Origin of the sequence: Rhodanobacter ginsenosidimutans, assembly GCF_042655685.1 — a bacterium.
GTDB lineage: Bacteria > Pseudomonadota > Gammaproteobacteria > Xanthomonadales > Rhodanobacteraceae > Rhodanobacter > Rhodanobacter ginsenosidimutans.
In genome coordinates, this window is sequence record NZ_JBHSMM010000001.1 from 666,872 (window position 1) to 688,230 (window position 21,359).

Sequence of the window (21,359 nt, forward strand, 5' to 3'; positions counted from 1 at the left end):
CCCGAAAATCAGACACCTGTGTCAGCCGTCCGCACGAGGCGCGGGCCGTGTGCAACGTTACCTCGCCAGCTGGACAGCCTGCAAAAGCATGCAAGAATGAAGAATATTTCCCTTTGCGGCAGGTCGTGCCGATGACGCGAGCCACATGAAATTGAACGGTATCGTGCGCTGGCGCACGGCCGGGCTGTTGCTGGCGATGATGATCATCGTGGGCCTGCCATACATCGTGACGCTGTCCGGTCAGCGCGACACCGTGCGCGCCAACGCGTGGGTCATTCATTCCAACGAGGTCAAGGCACTTACCTACCGGATCGCGTACGTGATCCACGACAGCGAGGCGGCCAGCTATCGCCTGCTGGCGGGCGACGCCACCGATGCCGTGCGTCAGCGGGCGGCAAGGGCAGCAAACGAAGCGGCTGAGTTGTTGCCGGCCCTGCACGCGATGATGCGCGACAGCCCCGAGCAACAGGCGCTGGTCAGTGCACTGGAAAGCAGCGTCAACGGTCGCATCGCCCTGATGACCCAGGCGCAGGCCCGGCTGGACAAGGGAGATGCCGCCGGTGCGCGGCAATCATTGCGCGATGGCGACGATCTGTTCGGGATGAACGCGCGGATCAGTGCGATCGTGGCCAACGAGGACAACCTGCTGACGGAGCGTCAGCTCATCGCCAGCGACCAGGCCACTACGGGCCGGGTGGTGTTGTCGATCACCGCACTGGCCCAGCTCGTGCTGCTGATGATCATCGTGATCATGTCCGAGCGGCAGATCGGCCAGCGGCGATTGGCCGAGACCCGTGAGGGCCGGGCGGTGCTGCGCTCGCAGCTGATCTTCCAGGCCGTGCGCGAGCCGATCGCGCTGTTCGACGAGAGCCTCAACAGCCTGCTGGTGAACAACGCCTTCAGCGAGCTGTACGGCATGGACGCCGGGCAGCGCTCAATGCCGCTGGCGCAGATCGGCGAAGGCGCGTGGCAGGACAGCGTGCTGCTGCAACGTCTCAAGGATGTGCTGCTGCGCGACCGTGAGCTGTGGGATTACGACATGATCCAGCGCACCGTCGACGGCATGGATCGCCACGTGGTGATCAACGCGCGCCGCCTGCAGAAACTGGACACCGACGCGCCCACGCTGCTGTTGACGGTCAGCGACGTCACCACGCGCGCATTGGCCGAGCAGCAGGTGAACGACCTCAACCGCCAGCTGGAAGGCAAGGTGGCGCAGGTTTCCGACGTCAACCGCGAGCTGGAGGCGTTCAGCTATTCGGTATCGCACGACCTGCGGGCGCCGCTGCGGCACATCTCCGGGTTCGCCCGCAAGCTGGAGCAGCACCTGGGCGAACGGGTGGACGAGAAGGCCAGCCACTACATTGATGTCATCGGCGGCTCGGCACAGCGCATGGCGCTGTTGATCGACGACCTGCTGGTGTTTTCCCGCCTGGGCCGTGGTGCGCTGCGGCTGCAGGCGGTGGACATGCAGTCGCTGGTGGAGGAAGCCAGCGCGCTGGCCGAATCGGGCGCACCGGACCGGCGCATCGTGTGGACCATCAAGCCGCTGCCGATGGTCATCGGCGACGAGAACATGCTGCGCACCGTCTGGCAGAATCTGCTGGGCAATGCGGTCAAGTACACCGGCCATTGCGACGTGGCGCAGATCGAGGTCAGCGCGACCCAGGGTCGCCAGGGCGAGTACCAGTTCACCGTGAGCGACAACGGCGCCGGTTTCGACATGCAGTATGCGGACAAACTGTTCGGCGTGTTCCAGCGCCTGCACCGCGCTTCCGAGTTTCCGGGCAATGGCATCGGCCTGGCCAATGTCCGGCGCATCGTGGCACGCCATGGCGGCCGCGTCTGGGCCGAAGCCGAACCCGGGCACGGAGCCCACTTCCACTTTTCGTTGCCGGCCACCGACCTGGCCGGCTCACAAACCCGAGACAAGGCATGAACAAGAAAGACCTGCGAACCATCCTGTTGGTTGAAGACAGCGCCGCCGACGCGGAAATGGCGATGGATGCGCTGGGCGAGGCGCATCTGGCCAACCCGGTGGTGCACGTGGAAGACGGCGTCGAATGCCTCGACTACCTCTATGCGCGCGGCGCCTGGGCCACGCGCGAACCCGGCGATCCGGCGGTGGTGCTGCTGGACATCAAGATGCCGCGCATGAATGGCCTGGACGTACTTACCCAGATGCGCAATGACGAGCAGTTCAGGCGTATACCGGTGGTGATCCTGTCCTCCTCGCGCGAGGAAAGCGACCTGGCGCGCAGCTGGGACCTGGGCGCCAACGCGTACGTGATCAAGCCGGTCGACGTGGACCAGTTCTTCGACGCCGTGCGCACGCTGGGCCAGTTCTGGGCCGTGTTGAACCAGGCGCCCGAACAGGACTGAGCGAACGCGAGTCAGGGCGATACGGCCGCGCTGGGTGGCTACTGAAAACGCGCAGGTGCGGGTTGAAAGGACGAGGATCATGGCGGAGCACACCGGGTCAAACGAAACGTCGCGCACCATGCCGGTCGTTCGCGTGCTGCAGGTCGAAGACAACCATCTCGATGCCGAGTTGGTCCTGGCCGAGCTCGACGACGACGGCCTTCCCTACGAAGTGCTGCTGGTCGACGACGAAGCCCATTTCAGCGCCGCCCTGCGCGACTTCAAGCCGCACATCGTGCTGTCCGACCTCAGCCTGCCGGGCTTCTCCGGCCAGCACGCGCTGGAGTTGCTGCGCCGGCACGACGAGGATCTGCCCTTCATCTTCGTCTCCGCCACCCTGGGCGAGGAGGCGGCGATCGAGGCACTGCGCAACGGCGCTACCGATTACATCCTGAAACAGAACCCGGCCCGGCTGGCCAGCGCCGTGCGCCGCGCGCTGGCCGAGGCTGCCGCACGCCGCGCCAGCCGCCGCGCCGAGTCCGAACTGATCCGCGCGCAACGCTTCGAAAGCCTGGCGATGCTGGCCGGTGGCCTCAGCCACGACCTGCGCAACCTGCTGCAGCCCCTGCTGCTGGCCGGCGACAGCTTGCAGGATTACCAAGACGACCCGCGGCTGGCGCGGCTGGGCAAGCTGGTGCGCGATTGCGGCAAGCGCGGCCTGGACATGGTGCAGTCGATGCTGTCGTTCGCCCGCGGCGCACGCCGCGCCGAACAGGTGCGGCTGGGCGAACTGTTCAGCGCGCTGGACCTGCTGATGCAGGGCAGCGTGCCCCGCTCGGTGGCGATGGAGCTGGCGATCGAGGACCCCGAGCTGACGTTCGAGGGCAACCACACCGAGCTGCAGCAGTGCCTGCTCAATCTCTGCCTCAACGCCATCCAGGCGATGCCCGACGGCGGCAGGCTGCGCATCCAGACCAGCCAGGCCGAGCTTCCCGTCGATTTTTTCATGGCCGGCGAACAGCCGCATTCGGGCCGCTACCTGCGCATCAGCGTGATCGACAGCGGCCCGGGCATGGACAGCGCCGTGCTGGAGCACCTGTTCGAGCCGTTCTTCACCACCAAGGAAACCGGTACCGGCCTGGGTCTGATGTCGTGCAAGCGTATCGTGGGCAGCCATGGCGGCGTGATGCGGGTGGACAGCGCGCCGGGCCGCGGCACCCGTTTCGATCTCTACATTCCGCTGGAAGCGTTGGCCGCCGATACCGACACCGCGCTGGAAGAGGATCTGGATGGTGCCGCCGAAAGCGTGCTGGTGGTGGTGGAAGAGGCCGGCCAGCTGTCCCTGCTGGTCGACACCCTCGATGCCTACGGCTACGAGGCGCACGCCAGCCAGAGCGGTACCGCCGCGCTGCAATGGATCGAAGCCTGCGGCCTGCCCGACCTGGTCGTGCTCGACGCCGACATGAACCTGTTCACCGGTGTGCGCACCCTGGCCGCCCTGATCGACCACGGCTACGCCGGCGCGGTGATCCTGCTGGCCCGCCCCGACGCGCCGCCCGACCCGAACGAACTGCCGTCGCTGAAAAACCTGTTCGTGGTCGACAAGCCCGTGGTGACCCAGGTACTGCTGCGTACCTTGCGCAAGGCGCTGCAGGCGGTGGCCTCGAACGCGTGAGCCAGTGCAGCCCTCTTGTCTCCTCCCTCTGCGCGCAGGGGGAGGTTGGGAGGGGGTTGTCCGGGCCGGCGGAGAAGATCAAAAGCGAACCCCACCCCCAACCCTCCCCTGCAAGCAGTGGAGGGGGCGAAGCAGATGGCGGGTTCTGGCTCATCCTCCACGAGAAGGAGGGAAGGTTATCCAGCCTCAGTCGATACCCAGCTTCTTCAGCTTGTAGCGCAGTGCGCGGAAGGTGATGCCGAGCTTTCTGGCGGCGGCGGTCTTGTTGTAGCGGGATTCTTCCAGCGCCTTGATGATCGCGGTGCGTTCCAGGTTGCTGATGTAGTCGTCGAGACCGCCATCGGCGCCCGGTGCCGGCGCTGCCGGCGGCTGGCCGAGCGCGGGTTCGGCGGCGGGTTCGGGGCTGGGGCGAGCTGTCCGCTGCGGCAGCATCAGGTCGGCGGCGTCGATGCGTTCGCCGTCGCACATGGCCATGGCGCGTTCCAGGATGTTTTCCAGTTCGCGCACGTTGCCGGGGAAATCGTAGGCTTCCAGCGCCTGTTTCGCTTCGGCGGACAGCTGCCCGACGCCACCGCCGTTCTTGCTGGCCAGTGCCTGCAGGATGAACCCGGACAGTTGCGGCACATCGCTGCGACGCTCGCGCAACGGTGGCACGCGCAGCTCGATCACGTTGATGCGATAGAACAGATCCTGGCGGAACTGGCCTTGTTCAACCAGTTGGCCGAGGTTCTTGTGGGTGGCCGAGAGGATGCGCACGTCCACCGGAATCTCGTCGCGACCGCCGATGGCGCGTACCGCCTTCTCCTGGATCGCGCGCAGCAGTTTCACCTGCATGTGCAGCGGCAGTTCGGCCACTTCGTCGAGGAACAGGGTGCCGCCCTGCGCTGCCTGGAACAGGCCTTCCTTGTCGGCGCCGGCGCCGGTGAAGCTGCCCTTGCGGTGACCGAAGAACTCGCTCTCCATCAACTCGGACGGGATCGCGCCGCAGTTGACCGGGATGAACGGGCCGGCCGCGCGGGGGCCTTGCTCGTGGATCAGTCGCGCCACCAGCTCCTTGCCTACGCCCGATTCGCCGGCGATGTACACCGGCGCCTGGTTGCGGGCGAGCTTGGCGATGGTGGTGCGCACCTGCTGCATCGCCGCCGAGTCGCCGATCAGGCGCGAGCCGAAGTCGCCGGCCTTGGTGGCGCCGCCGCCGTTGCGCTTTTCCTCGGCCAGCCGCAGCGCGGTGCGTACCAGGCCGCGCAACATCTGGATGTCCACCGGTTTGGAGACGAAGTCGAACGCGCCGGCTTTCAACGCGGTCACCGCCGCGTCGACGTTGCCGTAGGCGGTAATCATCGCCACCGGTGTGTCCGGGCAGGTTTCGGCGATCAGTTCGATGATCTCCTGGCCGTTGCCGTCGGGCAGGCGCATATCGGTGAAGCAGAGGTCGTACGTGCGTTCGGCCAGCGCGCGTCGCGCGTCGGCGACGGTGCCCACGGCGTCAACCTGCAGATCCATCCGGCCCAGCGTGATGGTCAGCAGTTCGCGGATGTCGCGTTCATCGTCGATGACCAGAACGGTCTGTGCAGTCATGGGCTTCTTGGTTGGCAACGGTGCTGTGCAGGTTACTAGGGCAGGGCGAAAGGTCAACGCGTGGCGGCGCGATCGGCTACCTCCGCGTCGGCCGGATTGCGCGCCGGCGGCGTCAGCACCAGCCGGAAACAGCTGCCGCCGCCGGGTACGCGCACGTATTCCAGCGCGGCCTGGTTGGCGTCGCTCATCTGCCGGGCCAGGTACAGGCCCAGGCCGGTGCCGTATTCGTGGGTGGTGTAGAACGGCTCGAAAATCTGCGCGGCCACTTTCGGCGCGATGCCGGGGCCGCGATCGATCACTTCGAGGATGGGCACGCCATGTTCGCCACGGCGCGCCACCACCAGCACCCGCGCCGCCTGGCCGGGCATGCGGCCATAGCGCAGCGCGTTCTGCACCAGGTTCCAGATCACCTGCTGCAGTTGCTGCGGGTCGGCCACGGCGGCGACCTCGACATCGCTGTTGGTGACTGCGCGCAGCGTGTCGGCGCCGATGTCGTTGCCCTGCTTGTATTCCTCCACGAACGACTGCGCCCAGTGGCCCAGGTCCAGCGTTTCCGGCCGCGAGCGTTCGCGCCGGGACAGCTGCAGGATGTTCTCGATGATCTCGTTGAGGCGGATGCAGTGGTTGTTGATGATCTCGACCATGCGCTGGTCGGTGCTGTCCATGCTTTTCGATTCGGCCAGCAGCTGCGCGGAGTAGCGGATGGCCGCCAGCGGGTTGCGGATCTCGTGCGCGATGGAGGCGGACAGCCGGCCCAGCGAGGTCAGCGTGAGCTCTTCGGCGCGGCGCGACAGCAGCGAAGTGTCGTCCAGGAAGATCAGTACGTGGGAGTCGTCGTTCGGCGCCAGGCGCGAGAAACGCGGCACCACCTCGGGCACGCCGTCGGCCAGCTGGGTGGCGGTTTCGTCCAGCTTGCCCGAGGTCATCCAGTGATACAGGCGGCGCGACAGTTCCGGCGCCAGCTGCCCCAGGTCGCGCTGGTCGGCGCCGGGGTTGCCCATCAGCATCCAGGCCGATTCGTTGATCTGGTGGATGCGGTTGGCGTCGTCCACCAGCAGCACGCCGGTTTTCATGCGGCGGATGATCAGCTCGTTGACCTGCGCCAGGTTGGCCAGGTCGGTGCTGCGCTGCTCGGCCAATGCCTCGGTGGCGCGCAGTTGCCGGCCCAGCACGTGGCACAGCGTGGTGGTGGCGAAGTAGGCCAGGCCGAACAGTGCCGCTTCCAGCAGGTCGCGGTCGCCGGCACCCGCGGAGCTGGTGTCCAGCAAGGTGTGGCCGAGGGTGCCCAGCGTGGCCAGCGCCGCGAAAAAGCTGGACAGGCGCAGCGGCAGGATCAGCGCGCCCGCGCTGAGGTTCACTGCCAGCATCATGGCGATGCCGATATGGGCTTCGCGCATCGCGGTGATCGCCAGCAGCGCGCCGCCGATATCCACCACCAGCGCCACTGAAACCGCGAGCCGGGCATGCGGCATGCTGCGCCGGTTCAGCAGCAGCGACACCAGCGCGAACAGCAGATAGGCCTCGGCCACGTGGTGGGCGAAGGCGGGGTCGGGCACGTTGGGCCAGCCCAGTCCCGTGGGGCTGAAGGCCAACCCCATGTAGACCAGCGCCTGGACCAGGCGGAAAACGTTGAGAAAGGTAAGTTCGTTGTAGAACGTCGTGGCGGGTCCGCTGGAGGCGGGCAAAAGTGACGTGCTGGACATTCGCAAGGCACTCCGTGGCAGTTGCGCGAGTATAAGCGGCGCGCGCCAGGCGCGCAGTGCGTGGAACACGGTTTTTCGATGTGCTGGCAGGCGCCAGCTGCCGCGTCGCGGGTTGAGCCATGCGCGGGCATTTGCGAGCATGGCCGTCTGCGCAACCGCATGCCGTGATTGATCCGGCTGCTCCGCCCCCCTCTCCCCGAACAAGGTAGAACGCCATGCATGACTGGCTTTCAGGGCATCAGTTTTTCCACATCCCGGTATTGCGCTGGGCCTATGCCGCGCTGGTGACGCTGGGTGGCTTCCTGCTGACTCGCGGCGTGTTGCGCGTGGTGTCGACCCGCTTGCGCAAACTGGCCGAGCGCACCGGCAGCGCCGCGCTGACGATCATGGCCTCGGTACTCAAACTGACCAGCGCCACCCTGCTTTTCCTGCTTTTCGTACTGATCGGGCTGCATGTGCTGCAGCCGTCGCCACAGGTGGCGCGCTGGCTCGACAGCCTGATGTTTCTCGTCGTCGGTTTGCAGGTGGGGCTGTGGGCCAGCCATGCGATCAGCGCATGGACGGCCAGCAGCCTCCGCCGTACCGGCACAGGCGCGGGCAACCCGGTCGTGATGACGATGCTGAGCTGGTTTGCGCGCACCATGGTGTGGGCGTTGCTGCTGCTGGCGGTGCTGGACAACGTGGGCGTCAACGTGACCGCGTTCGTGGCCAGCCTGGGCATTGGCGGCATCGCGGTGGCGCTGGGTTTGCAGAACGTGCTGAAGGACCTGTTCGCCTCGCTGGCGATCGGCCTGGACAAGCCGTTCGAGATCGGCGAATTCATCCAGTTCGGCGATTTCCTGGGAACGATCGCGCACGTGGGCATCAAGACCACCCGCATCCGATCACTCAGCGGCGAGGAGATCAGCATCAGCAACTCGATGCTGCTGGATCAGACCATCCGCAACTACAGCCGCATGCAGACGCGGCGCATCGTGTTCGGCTTCGGTTTGCCGATCGACACGCCGCGCGGCAAGGTCGAGCAGGTGGTCGAGGCGGTGCGCGATATCGTCGGCGCCGTGGAAAACACCCGGCTGGACCGGGCCCACTTCCAGCGATTCGGCCCCAGTTCGCTGGATTTCGAGGTGGTGCACATCGTGCAAAGCCCCGACTACAACGTCTACATGGATATCCAGCAGGGCATCAACCTGGCATTGATGCAACGGCTGGAAGCGCTTGAGCTGACCTTCGCGGTGCCCGTGCGCACCTTGCGGGCGGATGGGGCGGTTTACGTGCCGGCCGCGGAGGGCGGCACGAGCCCTGCCGGCTAGGCCGGGCCGGGGCTTTCGCGCCGCGCAGGCCGCGCCGGGCCTCGCTTTGGGGGCTGGCTCTTTCCATTGCGGCCCCCATCCGCGAAAATGGCGGGCCGAATCGCGTGGATTTTGCCCGTTTCAACGGCATCGATCTTCCCGCTTTCCGCCTTCGTGACCCACGCCGCCGCACCGTGTGCGGCCACCATGTTCCCCCGTTCGCTCGAGGTATCGAATGAATTTCCACGAATACCAGGCCAAAGAACTGTTCGCGCAATACGGCATCGCCGTGCCGCCGGGCAAGGTCGCCAACTCCCCCGACGCTGCCGTCGATGCCGCCAAGGCACTGGGTGGCACGCAATGGATGGTCAAGGCGCAGATCCACGCAGGCGGCCGCGGCAAGTCCGGCGGCGTCAAGTTCTGCCGCAGCTTCGATGACGTGCGCGCCGCCGCCAAGGCGATGCTGGGCACCAACATGGAAACCTACCAGTCGGCCGGCCGCGCGCTGCCGGTGAACCTGGTGCTGGTGACCGACGCCACCGACATCGCCCGCGAGCTGTATCTGTCGATCCTGGTCGACCGCGACTCCAAGGCCGTTTCGTTCATCGCCTCCAAGCACGGCGGCGTGGACATCGAGCAGGTCGCCAAGGACACCCCGGAAGACATCCACACCATCGTGGTCGACTTCGTCGAAGGGCTGCAGCCGTACCAGTGCCGCCAGCTCGGCTTCGCGATGGACCTCAACAACAAGCAGGTCAACCAGCTGACCAAGATCATGCTGGGCCTGTACAAGCTGTTTAACGAGCAGGACCTGGCCCTGGTCGAGCTGAACCCGCTGGCCGTGCTGGAAGACGGCAACCTCGCCGCGCTGGACGGCAAGGTCAACTCCGACGACAACGCCGAGTTCCGTCATCCGAACCTGGCCGCGATGCGCGACCTGACCCAGGAAGACGCCGCCGAAGCCGCCGCGCAGCAGAGCAACCTCAACTACGTGACGATGGATGGCAACATCGGCTGCATGGTCAACGGCGCCGGTCTGGCCATGGCCACCATGGACGTGATCAAGCTGGCAGGCGGCGAGCCGGCCAACTTCCTCGACGTGGGCGGCGGCGCCACCAAGGAGCGCGTGACCGAGGCGTTCAAGCTGATCACCTCCTCGGACAAGGTCAACTGCATCCTGGTCAACATCTTCGGCGGCATCGTCCGCTGCGACATGATTGCCGAGGGCATCATCGCCGCGGTCAAGGAAGTGGGCCTGAAGATTCCCGTGGTGGTGCGCCTGCAGGGCACCAATGTGGAGAAGGGCCGCGAACTGCTGGCCAACTCCGGCCTGGCGATCACGCCGGCGGATGATCTCAACGACGCGGCCCAGAAAGCCGTGGCTGCGGCCAAGGCCTGAGGAGCAATCGAAACATGAGCGTACTCGTCAACAAGAACACCAAGGTGATCGTGCAGGGCTTCACCGGCCAGCAGGGCACCTTCCATGCGCAGCAGTGCCTTGATTACGGCACCCAGATCGTGGGCGGCGTGACCCCGGGCAAGGGCGGCTCCGAGCACATCGGCCTGCCGGTCTACAACGAAGTGGCCGAAGCCGTGCTGGAAACCGGCGCCGACGCGTCGGTGATCTTCGTGCCGCCGCCGTTCGCGGCCGATTCCATCCTCGAAGCGATCGACGCCGGCATCAAGACCATCGTGGCGATCACCGAAGGCATCCCCGTGCTGGACATGCTGCGCGTGAAGAACGTGCTGGCCCAGCATCCGGAAGTGGTGCTGATCGGGCCGAACTGCCCCGGCATCATCACCCCCGGCGAATGCAAGATCGGCATCATGCCCGGCCACATCCACCAGAAGGGCAAGGTCGGCGTGGTTTCGCGCTCCGGCACGCTCACCTATGAAGCCGTGTTCCAGACCACCAACGAAGGCCTGGGCCAGAGCACGGTGATCGGCATCGGCGGCGACCCGATCAACGGCCTGAACTTCATCGACTGCCTGAAGCTGTTCCAGGACGACCCGCAGACCGAAGGCATCATCATGGTCGGCGAGATCGGCGGCAGCGCCGAGGAAGACGCCGCCGAGTTCATCGGCGAATACGTGAAGAAGCCGGTGGTTTCCTTCATCGCCGGTGCCTCCGCCCCTCCGGGCAAGCGCATGGGCCACGCCGGCGCGATCATCTCCGGCGGCAAGGGCACCGCCGCAGCGAAGTTCGCCGCGCTGGAGAAGGCCGGCGTCACCACGGTGAAGTCGCCCGCGGACCTGGGCAAGGCGCTCGCCAAGCTGATGAAGTAAGCCGTGATGGCACGTTGTTGATGAAAGGCCGCGCATTGCGCGGCCTTTTGTTTTCCCGGCACGGTTGAAAGGCTCACGACCATTCCCTTCTCCCGCTCGCGGGAGAAGGTGCCCGACAGGGCGGATGAGGGCGCTCTTGGCATGCTGGGCCGCAGCCATTTGGACGGCCGATCGCGGCATCCCGCAGCTGCGATAAGGTTCTTGACCAACGCTATGGATTACCATGGCCGTCCATTTTTCCGGAAACGTTTTTCGCCATGGCAAAGTTGCGTCTGGCATTGGCCCAGCAGGATTTCCCGGTCGGCGCGGTGGCTGCCAACGCGAATCGCGTGCGCCAGCTCGCCGCCGCGGCCGCGGCGGGCGGGGCGGCGCTGGTGGCGTTTCCGGAGCTGACGTTGAGCGGCTATCCGCCCGAGGATCTGTTGCTGCGTCCCAGTTTCCTGGCGGCCTGCCAGAGCGAACTGGCGGTGCTGGCCGCGGGTTCCGCTGACGTCGCCGTGCTGGTCGGGCATCCGCACAGCGAAGGCGAAGTGTTCAATGCCGCCAGCCTGCTGCGCCAAGGCCGCATCGAGGTGACGGCGCACAAGCAGGCGTTGCCGAACTACGGCGTGTTCGACGACATGCGCTATTTCCAGCCCGGCCACGAAACCGCCACGGCGGTGATCGATGGTGTCACCGTGGGCTTGTTGATCTGCGAGGACGTCTGGCGCAGCGAACCGGCCGCGCAGGCGGCGGCGGCCGGTGCGCAATTGCTGCTGGTGATCAATGCCTCGCCGTGGGACGACGCCAAGCAGGCCGAGCGCGAGGCCGTGCTGGTGGCGCGCGCGCGGGAGACCGGCTGCGCGATCGCCTATCTCAATCTGGTCGGCGGCCAGGACGAGGTGGTCTACGACGGCGCCTCGATCCTGGTCAATGGCGACGGCTCCGTCGCCGCGCGTGCACCGGCGTTCGTGGACGCCTTGCTATGGGCGGAATTCGATACCGAAACCCGCACACTGACTGCGCAGGACTGGCCGCTCGCCGCTGACCCCAGCGCCGACGCCACGCTGTATCGCGCGCTGGTGCGCGGCATTCGCGACTACATCGACAAGAACGGCTTCCCCGGCGTGCTGCTGGGCCTGTCCGGCGGCATCGATTCCGCGCTGACCCTGGCGCTGGCGGTGGATGCGCTGGGCGCCGATCGCGTCACCGCGGTGATGATGCCCACGCGCTACACCTCGCAGTTGTCGCTGGATGGCGCGCAGGCGCAGGCCGAACGGCTCGGCGTGGCATATCACGTGATCTCGATCGAGGCCACGTACGAATCCTTCGTGGATGCGCTGACCCCGGCGTTCGTTGGCAAGGCGGCCGATACCGCCGAGGAAAACCTGCAATCACGCACCCGCGGCGTGATGCTGATGGCGCTGTCCAACAAGCACCGCCAACTGCTGCTGGCCACCGGCAACAAGAGCGAGATGGCAGTGGGTTACGCCACGCTTTATGGCGACATGTGCGGCGCGTATGCGCCACTGAAGGACGTGTACAAGACGGTGGTGTACCGGTTGGCGCGCTGGCGTAACAAGGCCGGGATTGGGGATTGGGGATTCGGGATTCGGCAGAGCGAATCCTCGCCAGACGGCGGCCTTTCACGAATCTCAAATCCCAAATCCCCAATCCCGGAAGAAGTCATCGACCGCCCACCATCGGCCGAACTGCGCGACAACCAGACCGATCAGGATTCGCTGCCTGCGTACGACGAACTGGATGGCATTCTCAACCGCTTCATCGAACGCGAGCAATCGCAGGCGGAGATCGTGGCGCAGGGTTTCGACGCCGACACCGTGCACCGTGTGGTGCGCCTGGTGCTGGCCAACGAGTTCAAGCGCCGCCAGTCCGCGCCAGGGCCGCGGGTGACCACGCGGGCGTTCGGAAGGGAGCGGAGGTATCCCATCACTTCCGGATGGAAGTGATAAATCCTCCGCAATCCATTCATCCTCACCGCTGACGACTGCGATCATGCCTATGGAGCGATCCCGCCCACCGCCATCGCCCCCTCTCCCGCACCCGACACAAAAAAAACCGGCTCAGCGCCGGTTTTTTTCCTTCACCCAACCGCTCCCTCAATGATGCCCCGAAAACGGCACCATCTTGCGCAAGGTGGACGGCGGGTGCGGCCACTTGGGGTCGTCCAGATACGGATGATCGGGATAGTTCAGCGCCAGCACCTTGCGCACCTGCTCGGCCTGGTCCTTCTGGTCCATCGACAGGTAGCTGCGGCTGAGGATGGCCAGCGCGTCGCCGGTCTGTGGTGCCTGCTGGTAATGCTCGATCACGTACTGGGCACGATCGGCCGAGGCCACATAAGCCTTGTTGCGCAGGTAGAACTCGGCCACGTTGATCTCGTACTGGGCCAGCACGTTGCGCAGGTAGATCATCCGCTGGCGCGCATCGGCGGTGTAGGCGCTGTCCGGGAAGCGGCGCGCCAGCTCGGAGAAATCGTCGAACGCCTGCAGGTTGTAAGCTTGGTCGCGCCGCGACTGCTGGTCGCTGCGCTTGAGCAGGCGCTCGATCGCGCCACCGGTACGGTCGAAATTGATCAGGCCGCGCAGGTAGTAGGCATAATCGACGTGCTTGTTGGTCGGATACGTCTTGATGAACCGGTTCACCGTCGAAAGCCCGTCGTCGGGCCGGTTGGCCTTGTACTGCGCATAGGCCAGTTCGAGCTGCGCCTGTTCGTTGTACTCACCCGAGGGGAAGCGTGCGATCAGGCGCTGGAAGGCCTTGCCGGCGGCGGCGTAATCGGATTTCTCCAGCGAGACGTGCGCCTTGTTGTACAGCGCGTCCACCGGCATCGTGTCGAGCGAGTCATGCTTGTTCCGGAATATGGAGCAGGCGCTCAGCGACACGACCACGGCGATCACGATGAGCCCCTTCAGGACAGGCAAGTCGAACTTCGGCAACTTCATTACGCGCATGGGAAAGAATTCAGATGTTTGATCGAAAAGGCATGATAGCGGAAACCGGCCCGGCCTCGCGGAGCCCGGCGTGACCACCATCAGGCAGGAAGCGGCGGTGCCATTGACCGCCGCAGGACGCAGGTTCGACCAGGCTTTGGCCGAGATGTTCCCCGATTATTCGCGCTCGCGTCTCAGCGGCTGGATCAAGTCCGGCGCGGTGACGCTCGACGGCGCCCAGGTGCCGCCGCGCCAGTTGCTGCGCGGTGGCGAGCAGGTGGTGCTGCAGGCGGAGCTGGAGAACGAGGTCACCAGCGCGCCGGAAGACATCGCGCTGGACATCGTGCACGAGGACGACCACCTGCTGGTGCTGAACAAGCCGGCGGGCCTGGTGGTACACCCGGGCGCCGGCAATCCGGCGGGCACCCTGCTCAACGCGTTGCTGTTCCGCGATCCCAAGCTGGCCGAACTGCCCCGTGCGGGCATCGTGCACCGGCTGGACAAGGACACCTCCGGCCTGATGGTGGTGGCGCGCACGCTGCCTACGTACACGGCACTGGTCGACCTGCTGTCGCGGCACGAAGTGGAGCGCCAGTACGAGGCGGTGGTGCTGGGCACGATGGTGGCCGGCGGCACGGTCGATGAACCCATCGGTCGCAGCATGGGCGACCGCCTGCGCCAGGCCGTGCGCGACGAGGAGGACGGCAAGCGCGCGGTCACCCACTACCGCCTGCGCGAACGCTTCCGCGCCCACAGCCTGGTGCAGTGCCAGCTGGAAACCGGGCGCACGCACCAGATCCGCGTGCATCTGGCGCATATCCAGCATCCGCTGATCGGCGATCCGCTCTACGGCGGCGGGCTGAAGCTGCCCAAGGGTGCTTCAGCGGAACTGGCTGCCACGCTGCGCGGCTTTCGGCGCCAGGCGCTGCACGCCGAAAAGCTGTCCTTCAGCCACCCCGCCACCGGTGAAACGGTGTCCTTCAGCGCCGAGCGGCCGGCCGACCTGCAGTTGCTGATCGAGGCGTTGCGGGCGGACCTGGCCGAACACGGCTCGGACCATTACTGAGGCGGGGAAGAAAACCCAAGGCATGCGACGCTCGTCGATCCCGAAAAAATGACCGAATCCTGGATTTCTCCCAACTGCCCACGCCACCACGAGTGCGTGCGGCAGCACACTTGAGTATGCAGCCTTGACGACAACTGACATCGGGAACGCCGCCGTACCGCGACCACGCTGGTTCCTGCCCGCGCTTTTCGTCATCGTCCTGCTGGGGTTGGCGTTGCGCTGGTGGACAGCGGTGGGTACGCAGGTTGACGTCCCCATCCGCAATGACGCCCGCGACTACGTGAGTTATGCGGCCAATCTCACCTTGCATGGCGTGTATTCGTCCGACCCCCACGTGCTGGTGGGCCAGTTCAATGGACAGCTGTTGCCGGACGCCAAGCGCCCGCCCGGTTACCCCCTGTTCCTGGCACCGTTTTTCGATCTCGGCGACCTGGGTGGCTTCATCCATCACGTGGTCGTGGCGCAGGCATGGCTGGGTGCGCTCGTGGTGTGGCTCGTCGGCCTGCTGGCGGCGCGGTTGCTTGGCTGGTTGTGGGCGATCCCGGTGGCGGTGCTTACCGCGCTGAGTCCACATCTGGTGGTCTACGTGCCCTACCTGCTTACAGAAACGCCGTTTTCCCTCGCGCTCACGGGTTTCGTGATGGCGGCGGCGTGCGGGCTGATGGCGCCGTCGTCGAGGCGGCGGGCCGCGCTGATGGCAGTTGCCGGCCTCTGCCTGGGCGTGGCCTGCCTGCTTCGGCCCACGCTGGACCAACTGGCTTGGGTCGTGCTCGGCCTGGCCCTCGCCGTGCCGGCGTGGCGGCGCCAGTGGATGATTACATCTATATTCCTGCTCGGTTTCGTTGCCGTGATGACGCCATGGTGGGTGCGGAATACGCAGGTTTCGCACCAGAAGCAGTCGCATGCGATGGCGGTGACGATTCATCAGGGCAGCTATCCGGACATGATGCGCGGAGGCGATCCTGCGACCTTTGGTTATCCCTACCGCGGTGATCCGGCGGCGGCGCAAGCCGAGTCCAGCGTGCGCGCCGCGCTGGTCGATCTTGCGGGCAAGTTTCGCGCCCATCCCTGGCAAATGCTCCGCTGGTATGTCGTGGGCAAGCCGATGGCGCTGTTTGCCTGGACGGAGCAGAGCGGCTGGAAAAACCTGTTCGAATACCCCGTCCACCGCTCGCCGTGGCTCTCCAATCATGGCTTGATCGTCCTGATGTCGGTGATGGTTGGTCTCCATCCGCTGCTGATGCTGCTGGGGCTTGTCGGGACGCTGTTTGCGTTTGTGCCGGCGGCAACCCGATGGCTGCCCGCGCCAGCCGTTATGGGCATGCGGGCGGCAGCTTTCATCCATGCTTATTTCGTGCTGGTGCATTTGGCGGCACTCCCGCTGTCGCGCTACAGCGTGCCGTTTCGGCCGTTGACTTATCTGTTGGCGATCTTCGCGCTGGGATGCCTCGTTACCTGGGTGCGGCGGCGGAAGGCGGGACAATCCGAGGGCGCGGCATGAGGGGCCAGAGCAACGTCATGCAGCAAGGGCTCGTGATGTCAGATTGTTTTTGGACCGTGCCGTCATGACCGAAGCCTGGATTTTCCCCGACTGGCCCGCGCCGCCGCAGGTGCATGCGGCGGTCACCACGCGGCATGGGCCGGGTGTGTCCGCGGCGCCGTTCGAGCGTTTCAACCTTGGCCTGCGCAATGGCGACATGGCCGAGGCGGTGGCGACCAACCGCAGCGCCCTGCAGCAGGCCTTGGCGCTGCCTGCGGCGCCGCGCTGGTTGCGGCAGGTGCACGGCAGCGAGGTGGCCGAGCTGGGGCCGTTGCCCAGCGCCGACGAGCCGGTGGCCGATGCGGCGGTGTCGCGGGTGCCGGGTACGGTGTTGTCCATCCTCACCGCCGATTGCCTGCCGGTGCTGTTCTGCGCCGTGGATGGGCGTGAAATCGCCGCCGCGCATGCGGGTTGGCGCGGGTTGGCCGGCGGTGTATTGGAGGCGACGCTGGAGCAGATGGCGTCGCCGCGCGGCGACGTGCTGGCCTGGCTGGGGCCGTGCATCGGCGCGGCGTCGTATGAAGTGGGCGACGAGGTGCGCGCGGCCTTCGTGGCACGCGATGCCGCCGCCTCGGCGTGCTTCGAGCCGACGCATCCCGGCCACTGGTTGTGCGATCTGGCCGGGCTGGCACGCCAGCGTCTGCAGGCGGCTGGCGTGAGGCAGGTCAGCGGCGGCGGCTTCGACACCTTTGCCGACCCCCGTTTTTATTCGTACCGCCGGGATGCTGCCGGGAGCGGCCGGTTCGCCAGCCTGATCTGGCTGGAACCATCCAGGCGCGGCTGACGCACCGCGCGTCGCTCAGCCCAGCGTCTCGGCGACCCGCCGTTGCGCCACCGGCGCTTTTTCGGTCAATGCGCTGAGGAAGGATTTGCGCCAGAACGTGATGTCGTTGTGCTCCAGCACCTTCATCATCGCCCGCCAGCGGTCGCGCCGTTCGGGCAGCGGCATGTTGAGCGCGCGCTGCAGCGCGTCGGCCACCTCTTCGGTATCGGCCGGGTTGACCAGCAAGGCGGTGGTGAGCTCCTGCGCCGCGCCGGCGAAGCGCGACAGGATCAGCACACCCGGATCGTCGGGGTTCTGCGATGCCACGTATTCCTTGGCCACCAGGTTCATGCCGTCGCGCAGCGGCGTCACCAGGCCGACGCGCGCGGTGCGGTAGTAGCCGGCCAGCAATCGATGGGGAAACGACTTGTTGATGTAGCGCAGCGGCGCCCAGTCGGGGGTCGCGTACTTGCCGTTGATGTGGCCGGCGCTGCGTTCCAGTTCGCGGCGGATCTGCCGGTATTCCAGCACGCTGCCGCGCGAGGGCGGCGCGATCTGCATGAAGGTGACCTGGCGGTGCAGCTCCGGTGCGCGTTCCAGCAGCCGCGCGAACGCCTCGAAGCGCTGCGGCAGGCCCTTGGAATAATCCAGCCGGTCGACGCCGATGATCAGCGCGCGCCCATCCAGGCTGGTGCGCAGCTGGTTGATCTCCTTGTGCGCGCCGGCGTCGCTGGCCGTCCTGGCGATGCCCGCGGTGTCGATGCTGATGGGGAACGCCGCGGCGCGGAATATCCGCCCGCCGGCCGAGCGCATGCGTCCGCCCAGGCGCATGGAGGCACCCGCCTCATGCAGGAAATAGTCCTCCAGCGCGCGCAGGTCGCGGGTGGTGTGCACGCCGATGAGGTCGTAGCTGGCCAGGGTTTCCAGCAACTCGCGGTGGTTGGGCAGGGCGATCAGCAGGCCGGCGGCCGGCAACGGCGTATGCAGGAAGAAGCCGATGCGGTTCCTGACGCCGCGCTGGCGCAGCATCGCGGCCAGCGGAATCAGGTGATAGTCGTGTACCCACAGCACGTCCTCTGGCGTGATCAGCTTGCACAGGTGCTGGGCGAAGATCTCGTTGACGCGCAGATAGCCTTCCAGATGGCTGCGCTGGTAATCCACCAGGTCGGGGCGGTAATGCAGCATCGGCCATAGCGTGCCGTTGGCGAACCCGGTGTAGAAGTCGTCGTGGTCGGCGCGCGACAGGTCGATGGTGGCGTAATCCACCTTGGCGTCGTGCAGGCGATGCACCTCGGCACCGGTTTCCGCGGCCAGCTTGCCACTCCAGCCAAACCACAGGCCGCCCAGTTCGTGCAGCGCCGCCTGCAGCGCGGAGGCGAGGCCGCCGGTCGCGGTTTGTCGCGGCAAGGCCACGCGGTTGGAGACGACAACGAGGCGCCCCTTGGTGTTGCGGTTGGCCATCACAGGGCATCCTCCCAGCGGCGCGACAGGCGCATGGCGGCCTGGATCAGCCCCACCAGCGAGTACGTCTGCGGGTAATTGCCCCAGTGCTCGCCGCTGTCGGGTGCAAGGTCTTCGGACAACAACCCCAGCGCAGTGCGCTTCTTCAGCATGTGCTCGAACATCGCCCGCGCCCGGTCTCTGCGGCCGGTGGCGGCCAGCGCCTCGATGTACCAGAACGTGCAGATGTTGAAGCTGGTTTCCGGCGCACCGAAATCGTCCGGGGCGATGTAGCGGAACAGGTATTCGCCGCGGCCCAGAGCCGCGCCGATGGCGTCCACGGTGGCGATGAAACGCGGGTCCATCGGCTCGACGAAGCCGATGTCGGCCAGCAGCAACAGGCTGGCGTCCAGATGATGGCCATCGTAGGCATCCACGAAATGGCCCAGCTCGGCGTTCCACGCGCGCGCCTCGATGCGCGCATGCAATTGCACCGCCTCGTCGTGCCAGTAGCGCGCACGCTCGTCCAGCCCCAGTTCGGTGGCGATGTGTGCCAGCCGGTCGCAGGCGGCCCAGCACATCGCCGCCGAATAGGTGTGCACGGCGGCGCGGCCGCGGAACTCCCACAGCCCGGCATCCGGCTCCTCGGCGGTGCGCAGCGCCAGCGCGCCCATGCGTTCCAGCCGCTGGAAGGTGAGCTTGTCGCCGCGGTGCTCCAGTCGGCGGTCGAAGAACAACTGCGCTGACGCCAGCACCACCGAGCCGTAGACATCGTTCTGCCGCTGGCGCCAGGCGTCGTTGCCCACGCGCACCGGACCCATGCCGCGGTAGCCGGCCAGACTGGGCACCTGGCGCTCGGTCAGCTCGCGCTCGAAGGTGATGCCGAACACCGGCCCGATCTCCGCATCCCCGGTTTCCGGGTCCGGTTGCGCCGCGATCAGGTTGAACACGTAGCGGATGTATTCCTCCATCGTGCGGGTGGCGCCAAGACGGTTCAGCGCGCGCACGGTGAACGCGGCGTCGCGCAGCCAGCAGTAGCGGTAATCCCAGTTGCGCGCGGTGCCGGCGGATTCGGGGATGGAGGTGGTCAGCGCCGCCACGATGGCGCCGGTGGCCTCGTACTGGCACAGCTTCAGCGTGATCGCGGCGCGGATCACCGCGTCCTGCCATTCGTACGGCACCGACAGGTAGCGCACCCACTCGCGCCAGTATTCCAGCGTGCGCTCCAGCATCAGGTGGAAGAACACCGTGGGGCTTTCGCTGAGGGTTTCGTCGGGGCCGAAGATGAAATGGGCCGGGCGATCCAGCCCGAACGCCAGCCCGCGCTCGATCAGCGGCGTGGCCACGTCGCTGGTCAGGCGCTGCACCACGCTGGTCAGCAGGTAGCGGATGTGATTGCTGCCCGACGTGGTGGGCGCCACGCGCGCGCCGTAGTCGCACAGTGGGCGCAGGCGCACGCGGATGCGCGGCGAGCCGCTGATCGGACTGACCCGGCGCGCCAGCATCACCGGATGGTAGAAGCGGCCGTTGGAGCGATGCCGGGGCGCGAAATCGATGATCTCCACCGCGTCGCCGTGGCGGCTGAAAAGGCGGGTGACCAGCACGGCGGTGTTCTGCAGGTAGTACTGCTCGGCGTGGTCGAAATCCTCCAGCTCGATCGACCAGTCGCCGCCCTCGGTGGTGGGCGACAGCAGCGCGCAGAAGCTGGCGTCATCGTCGAAGCGGGGCAGGCAGCACCATACGATGCGCGCGTGGCTGTCGATCAGTGCGGCAACGCTGCCGTTGCCGATCACGCCGAGCTCAAGGCTGGCGGGCAGTGTGGCCTCCGGGGATTGGGGCATGGGCGGGGGTTCCTTGCATCAGGGCGTCCAGGACGCGATCCAGCCAAGCTTGCGTGGCAGCAGGGCCAGACAATGTGAAACGGGCATGGGTGGGTTCACGGTTGCCCACGCGCACGCTGATGCCATGACCTTCGTTGATGCTGGCAAAAGCATGCTCGTCGGTGAGGTCGTCGCCCAGGTAGATCGGCAAGCGGCCGCGGAACGGTTCGCTGTCCAGCAGCTCCAGCAACGCCTTGCCCTTGTCCATGCCCGCGGGCTTGAACTCCAGCACCAGGTTGCCCGGCTGCAGTTCGTAGCCGGGCAGCTGCGGCAGCAGGGCGATGGCCGCCGCCTGCAGCGGCGCGAACTGCGCGGGCGCGCGGCGGCAATGCAGGGCGACGCCGTTGTGTTTGTCCTCCCACGTCACACCTTCGAAACGGGCGGCCAGCGCCTGCGCGGCGCGGCACAGCTGCGCCTGCTGCGCAGGGTCGGTGGCGATCTCGCGAACGCTGCCATCGGCACGCCGCAACTGCAGGCCGTGCAGGCCGGCAGCGGCCCAGTGCGAGGCGCCGAAGATGCGGTCAAGGTCAGCCACGCCACGACCGCTGACCAGCGCCATGGCGCCATCGAGCGCCCGATGCAGCGCGTGCAGCAGCTCCCGCAGCGGGGCGCCGGCGGATACCGCCAACGGGTCGTCGACGAAATCCAGCAAGGTGCCATCGACGTCGAGGAACAGCGCCCAGCGCGCATCGGCGGTGGGCAGGGGCGGCGGTGGAAGTGCGGCCGGTGGCGCGTTCGCGGTGGCGGGATTCGCGGTCGACATCCGGATGACTCTAGCAAACGCGGTGTGAAAGGAAGCTTGCGAGGAGGCGCGGTCGAGCGACTCGCATGGCTGCCGATGCGCT

The 21,359-nt window shown here is 66.5% G+C and carries 16 protein-coding genes; 10 read left to right on the top strand and 6 right to left on the bottom strand.

Annotated features, from left to right (window positions below):
- Nucleotides 1-145 precede the first annotated feature (145 nt).
- The 3 genes from ACFPK0_RS02840 to ACFPK0_RS02850 all read left to right on the top strand — a co-directional run bounded on the left by ACFPK0_RS02840 (nucleotide 146) and on the right by ACFPK0_RS02850 (nucleotide 4,036).
- Nucleotides 146-1,939, top strand: coding sequence for a sensor histidine kinase (locus tag ACFPK0_RS02840; protein ID WP_377338234.1), 1,794 nt, complete (start codon nucleotides 146-148; stop codon nucleotides 1,937-1,939).
- Nucleotides 1,936-2,382, top strand: a complete 447-nt coding sequence (locus tag ACFPK0_RS02845; RefSeq protein ID WP_056082222.1) for a response regulator — start codon at nucleotides 1,936-1,938, stop codon at nucleotides 2,380-2,382. Before ACFPK0_RS02840 ends, ACFPK0_RS02845 begins: the two co-directional genes overlap by 4 nt.
- 79 nt (nucleotides 2,383-2,461) lie before the next feature.
- Nucleotides 2,462-4,036, top strand: coding sequence for a response regulator (locus ACFPK0_RS02850; protein WP_235577609.1), 1,575 nt, complete (start codon nucleotides 2,462-2,464; stop codon nucleotides 4,034-4,036).
- Nucleotides 4,037-4,222: 186 nt separating this feature from the next.
- Here the strand turns inward: ACFPK0_RS02850 and ACFPK0_RS02855 are convergent, their stop codons facing one another.
- Both ACFPK0_RS02855 and ACFPK0_RS02860 read right to left on the bottom strand, forming a co-directional pair.
- Nucleotides 4,223-5,614, bottom strand: a complete 1,392-nt coding sequence (locus ACFPK0_RS02855) for a sigma-54-dependent transcriptional regulator (RefSeq protein ID WP_056084080.1) — start codon at nucleotides 5,612-5,614, stop codon at nucleotides 4,223-4,225.
- Between the two features lie 53 nt (nucleotides 5,615-5,667).
- On the bottom strand, nucleotides 5,668-7,317 hold the full coding sequence (locus ACFPK0_RS02860) for a sensor histidine kinase (protein ID WP_056606098.1): 1,650 nt from the start codon (nucleotides 7,315-7,317) through the stop codon (nucleotides 5,668-5,670).
- A gap of 215 nt (nucleotides 7,318-7,532) precedes the next feature.
- Between ACFPK0_RS02860 and ACFPK0_RS02865 the strand changes: the two genes are divergently transcribed.
- The 4 genes from ACFPK0_RS02865 (at nucleotide 7,533) to ACFPK0_RS02880 (ending at nucleotide 12,841) form a co-directional block, all read left to right on the top strand.
- The gene (locus tag ACFPK0_RS02865) at nucleotides 7,533-8,627 is read left to right on the top strand and encodes a mechanosensitive ion channel family protein (protein ID WP_056082215.1); all 1,095 of its coding nucleotides are present in this window, start codon (nucleotides 7,533-7,535) and stop codon (nucleotides 8,625-8,627) included.
- 214 nt (nucleotides 8,628-8,841) lie between these two features.
- Nucleotides 8,842-10,005 carry an ADP-forming succinate--CoA ligase subunit beta gene (gene sucC / locus ACFPK0_RS02870; protein WP_056606091.1) on the top strand — a complete coding sequence of 388 codons (1,164 nt, stop codon included), beginning with the start codon at nucleotides 8,842-8,844 and terminating at the stop codon, nucleotides 10,003-10,005.
- A gap of 14 nt (nucleotides 10,006-10,019) precedes the next feature.
- Nucleotides 10,020-10,892 (top strand): succinate--CoA ligase subunit alpha, encoded by an 873-nt coding sequence (gene sucD, locus ACFPK0_RS02875; protein WP_056082207.1) that lies wholly within the window; start codon nucleotides 10,020-10,022, stop codon nucleotides 10,890-10,892.
- 257 nt (nucleotides 10,893-11,149) lie between these two features.
- Nucleotides 11,150-12,841: an NAD+ synthase gene (locus ACFPK0_RS02880; RefSeq protein ID WP_377338239.1), complete on the top strand. Its 1,692-nt coding sequence runs from the start codon at nucleotides 11,150-11,152 to the stop codon at nucleotides 12,839-12,841.
- Between the two features lie 150 nt (nucleotides 12,842-12,991).
- On the opposite strand, the gene ACFPK0_RS02885 is transcribed toward ACFPK0_RS02880, so the two are convergent.
- Entirely contained in the window at nucleotides 12,992-13,846 is an 855-nt protein-coding gene (locus tag ACFPK0_RS02885) for an outer membrane protein assembly factor BamD (RefSeq protein ID WP_377338241.1), read from the bottom strand.
- Between the two features lie 70 nt (nucleotides 13,847-13,916).
- On the opposite strand from ACFPK0_RS02885, the gene rluD reads away from it, so the two are divergent.
- From rluD to pgeF, 3 genes are all read left to right on the top strand, one after another.
- Nucleotides 13,917-14,891: a 23S rRNA pseudouridine(1911/1915/1917) synthase RluD gene (rluD, locus tag ACFPK0_RS02890; RefSeq protein ID WP_056082198.1), complete on the top strand. Its 975-nt coding sequence runs from the start codon at nucleotides 13,917-13,919 to the stop codon at nucleotides 14,889-14,891.
- A 208-nt stretch (nucleotides 14,892-15,099) separates the two neighbouring features.
- Nucleotides 15,100-16,392 carry an ArnT family glycosyltransferase gene (locus tag ACFPK0_RS02895; RefSeq protein WP_377338243.1) on the top strand — a complete coding sequence of 431 codons (1,293 nt, stop codon included), beginning with the start codon at nucleotides 15,100-15,102 and terminating at the stop codon, nucleotides 16,390-16,392.
- A 64-nt stretch (nucleotides 16,393-16,456) separates the two neighbouring features.
- Nucleotides 16,457-17,215, top strand: coding sequence for a peptidoglycan editing factor PgeF (pgeF, locus tag ACFPK0_RS02900; RefSeq protein ID WP_377338245.1), 759 nt, complete (start codon nucleotides 16,457-16,459; stop codon nucleotides 17,213-17,215).
- 15 nt (nucleotides 17,216-17,230) lie between these two features.
- On the opposite strand, the gene otsA is transcribed toward pgeF, so the two are convergent.
- From otsA to otsB, 3 genes are read right to left on the bottom strand one after another with little or no spacing between them, the layout of a single operon-like run.
- Nucleotides 17,231-18,655: an alpha,alpha-trehalose-phosphate synthase (UDP-forming) gene (gene otsA, locus ACFPK0_RS02905; RefSeq protein WP_377338247.1), complete on the bottom strand. Its 1,425-nt coding sequence runs from the start codon at nucleotides 18,653-18,655 to the stop codon at nucleotides 17,231-17,233.
- Nucleotides 18,655-20,475, bottom strand: a complete 1,821-nt coding sequence (locus ACFPK0_RS02910; RefSeq protein ID WP_056082189.1) for a glycoside hydrolase family 15 protein — start codon at nucleotides 20,473-20,475, stop codon at nucleotides 18,655-18,657. Before ACFPK0_RS02910 ends, otsA begins: the two co-directional genes overlap by 1 nt.
- Entirely contained in the window at nucleotides 20,435-21,277 is an 843-nt protein-coding gene (gene otsB, locus ACFPK0_RS02915; protein ID WP_056082186.1) for a trehalose-phosphatase, read from the bottom strand. Before otsB ends, ACFPK0_RS02910 begins: the two co-directional genes overlap by 41 nt.
- Between the last annotated feature and the right edge of the window lie 82 nt (nucleotides 21,278-21,359).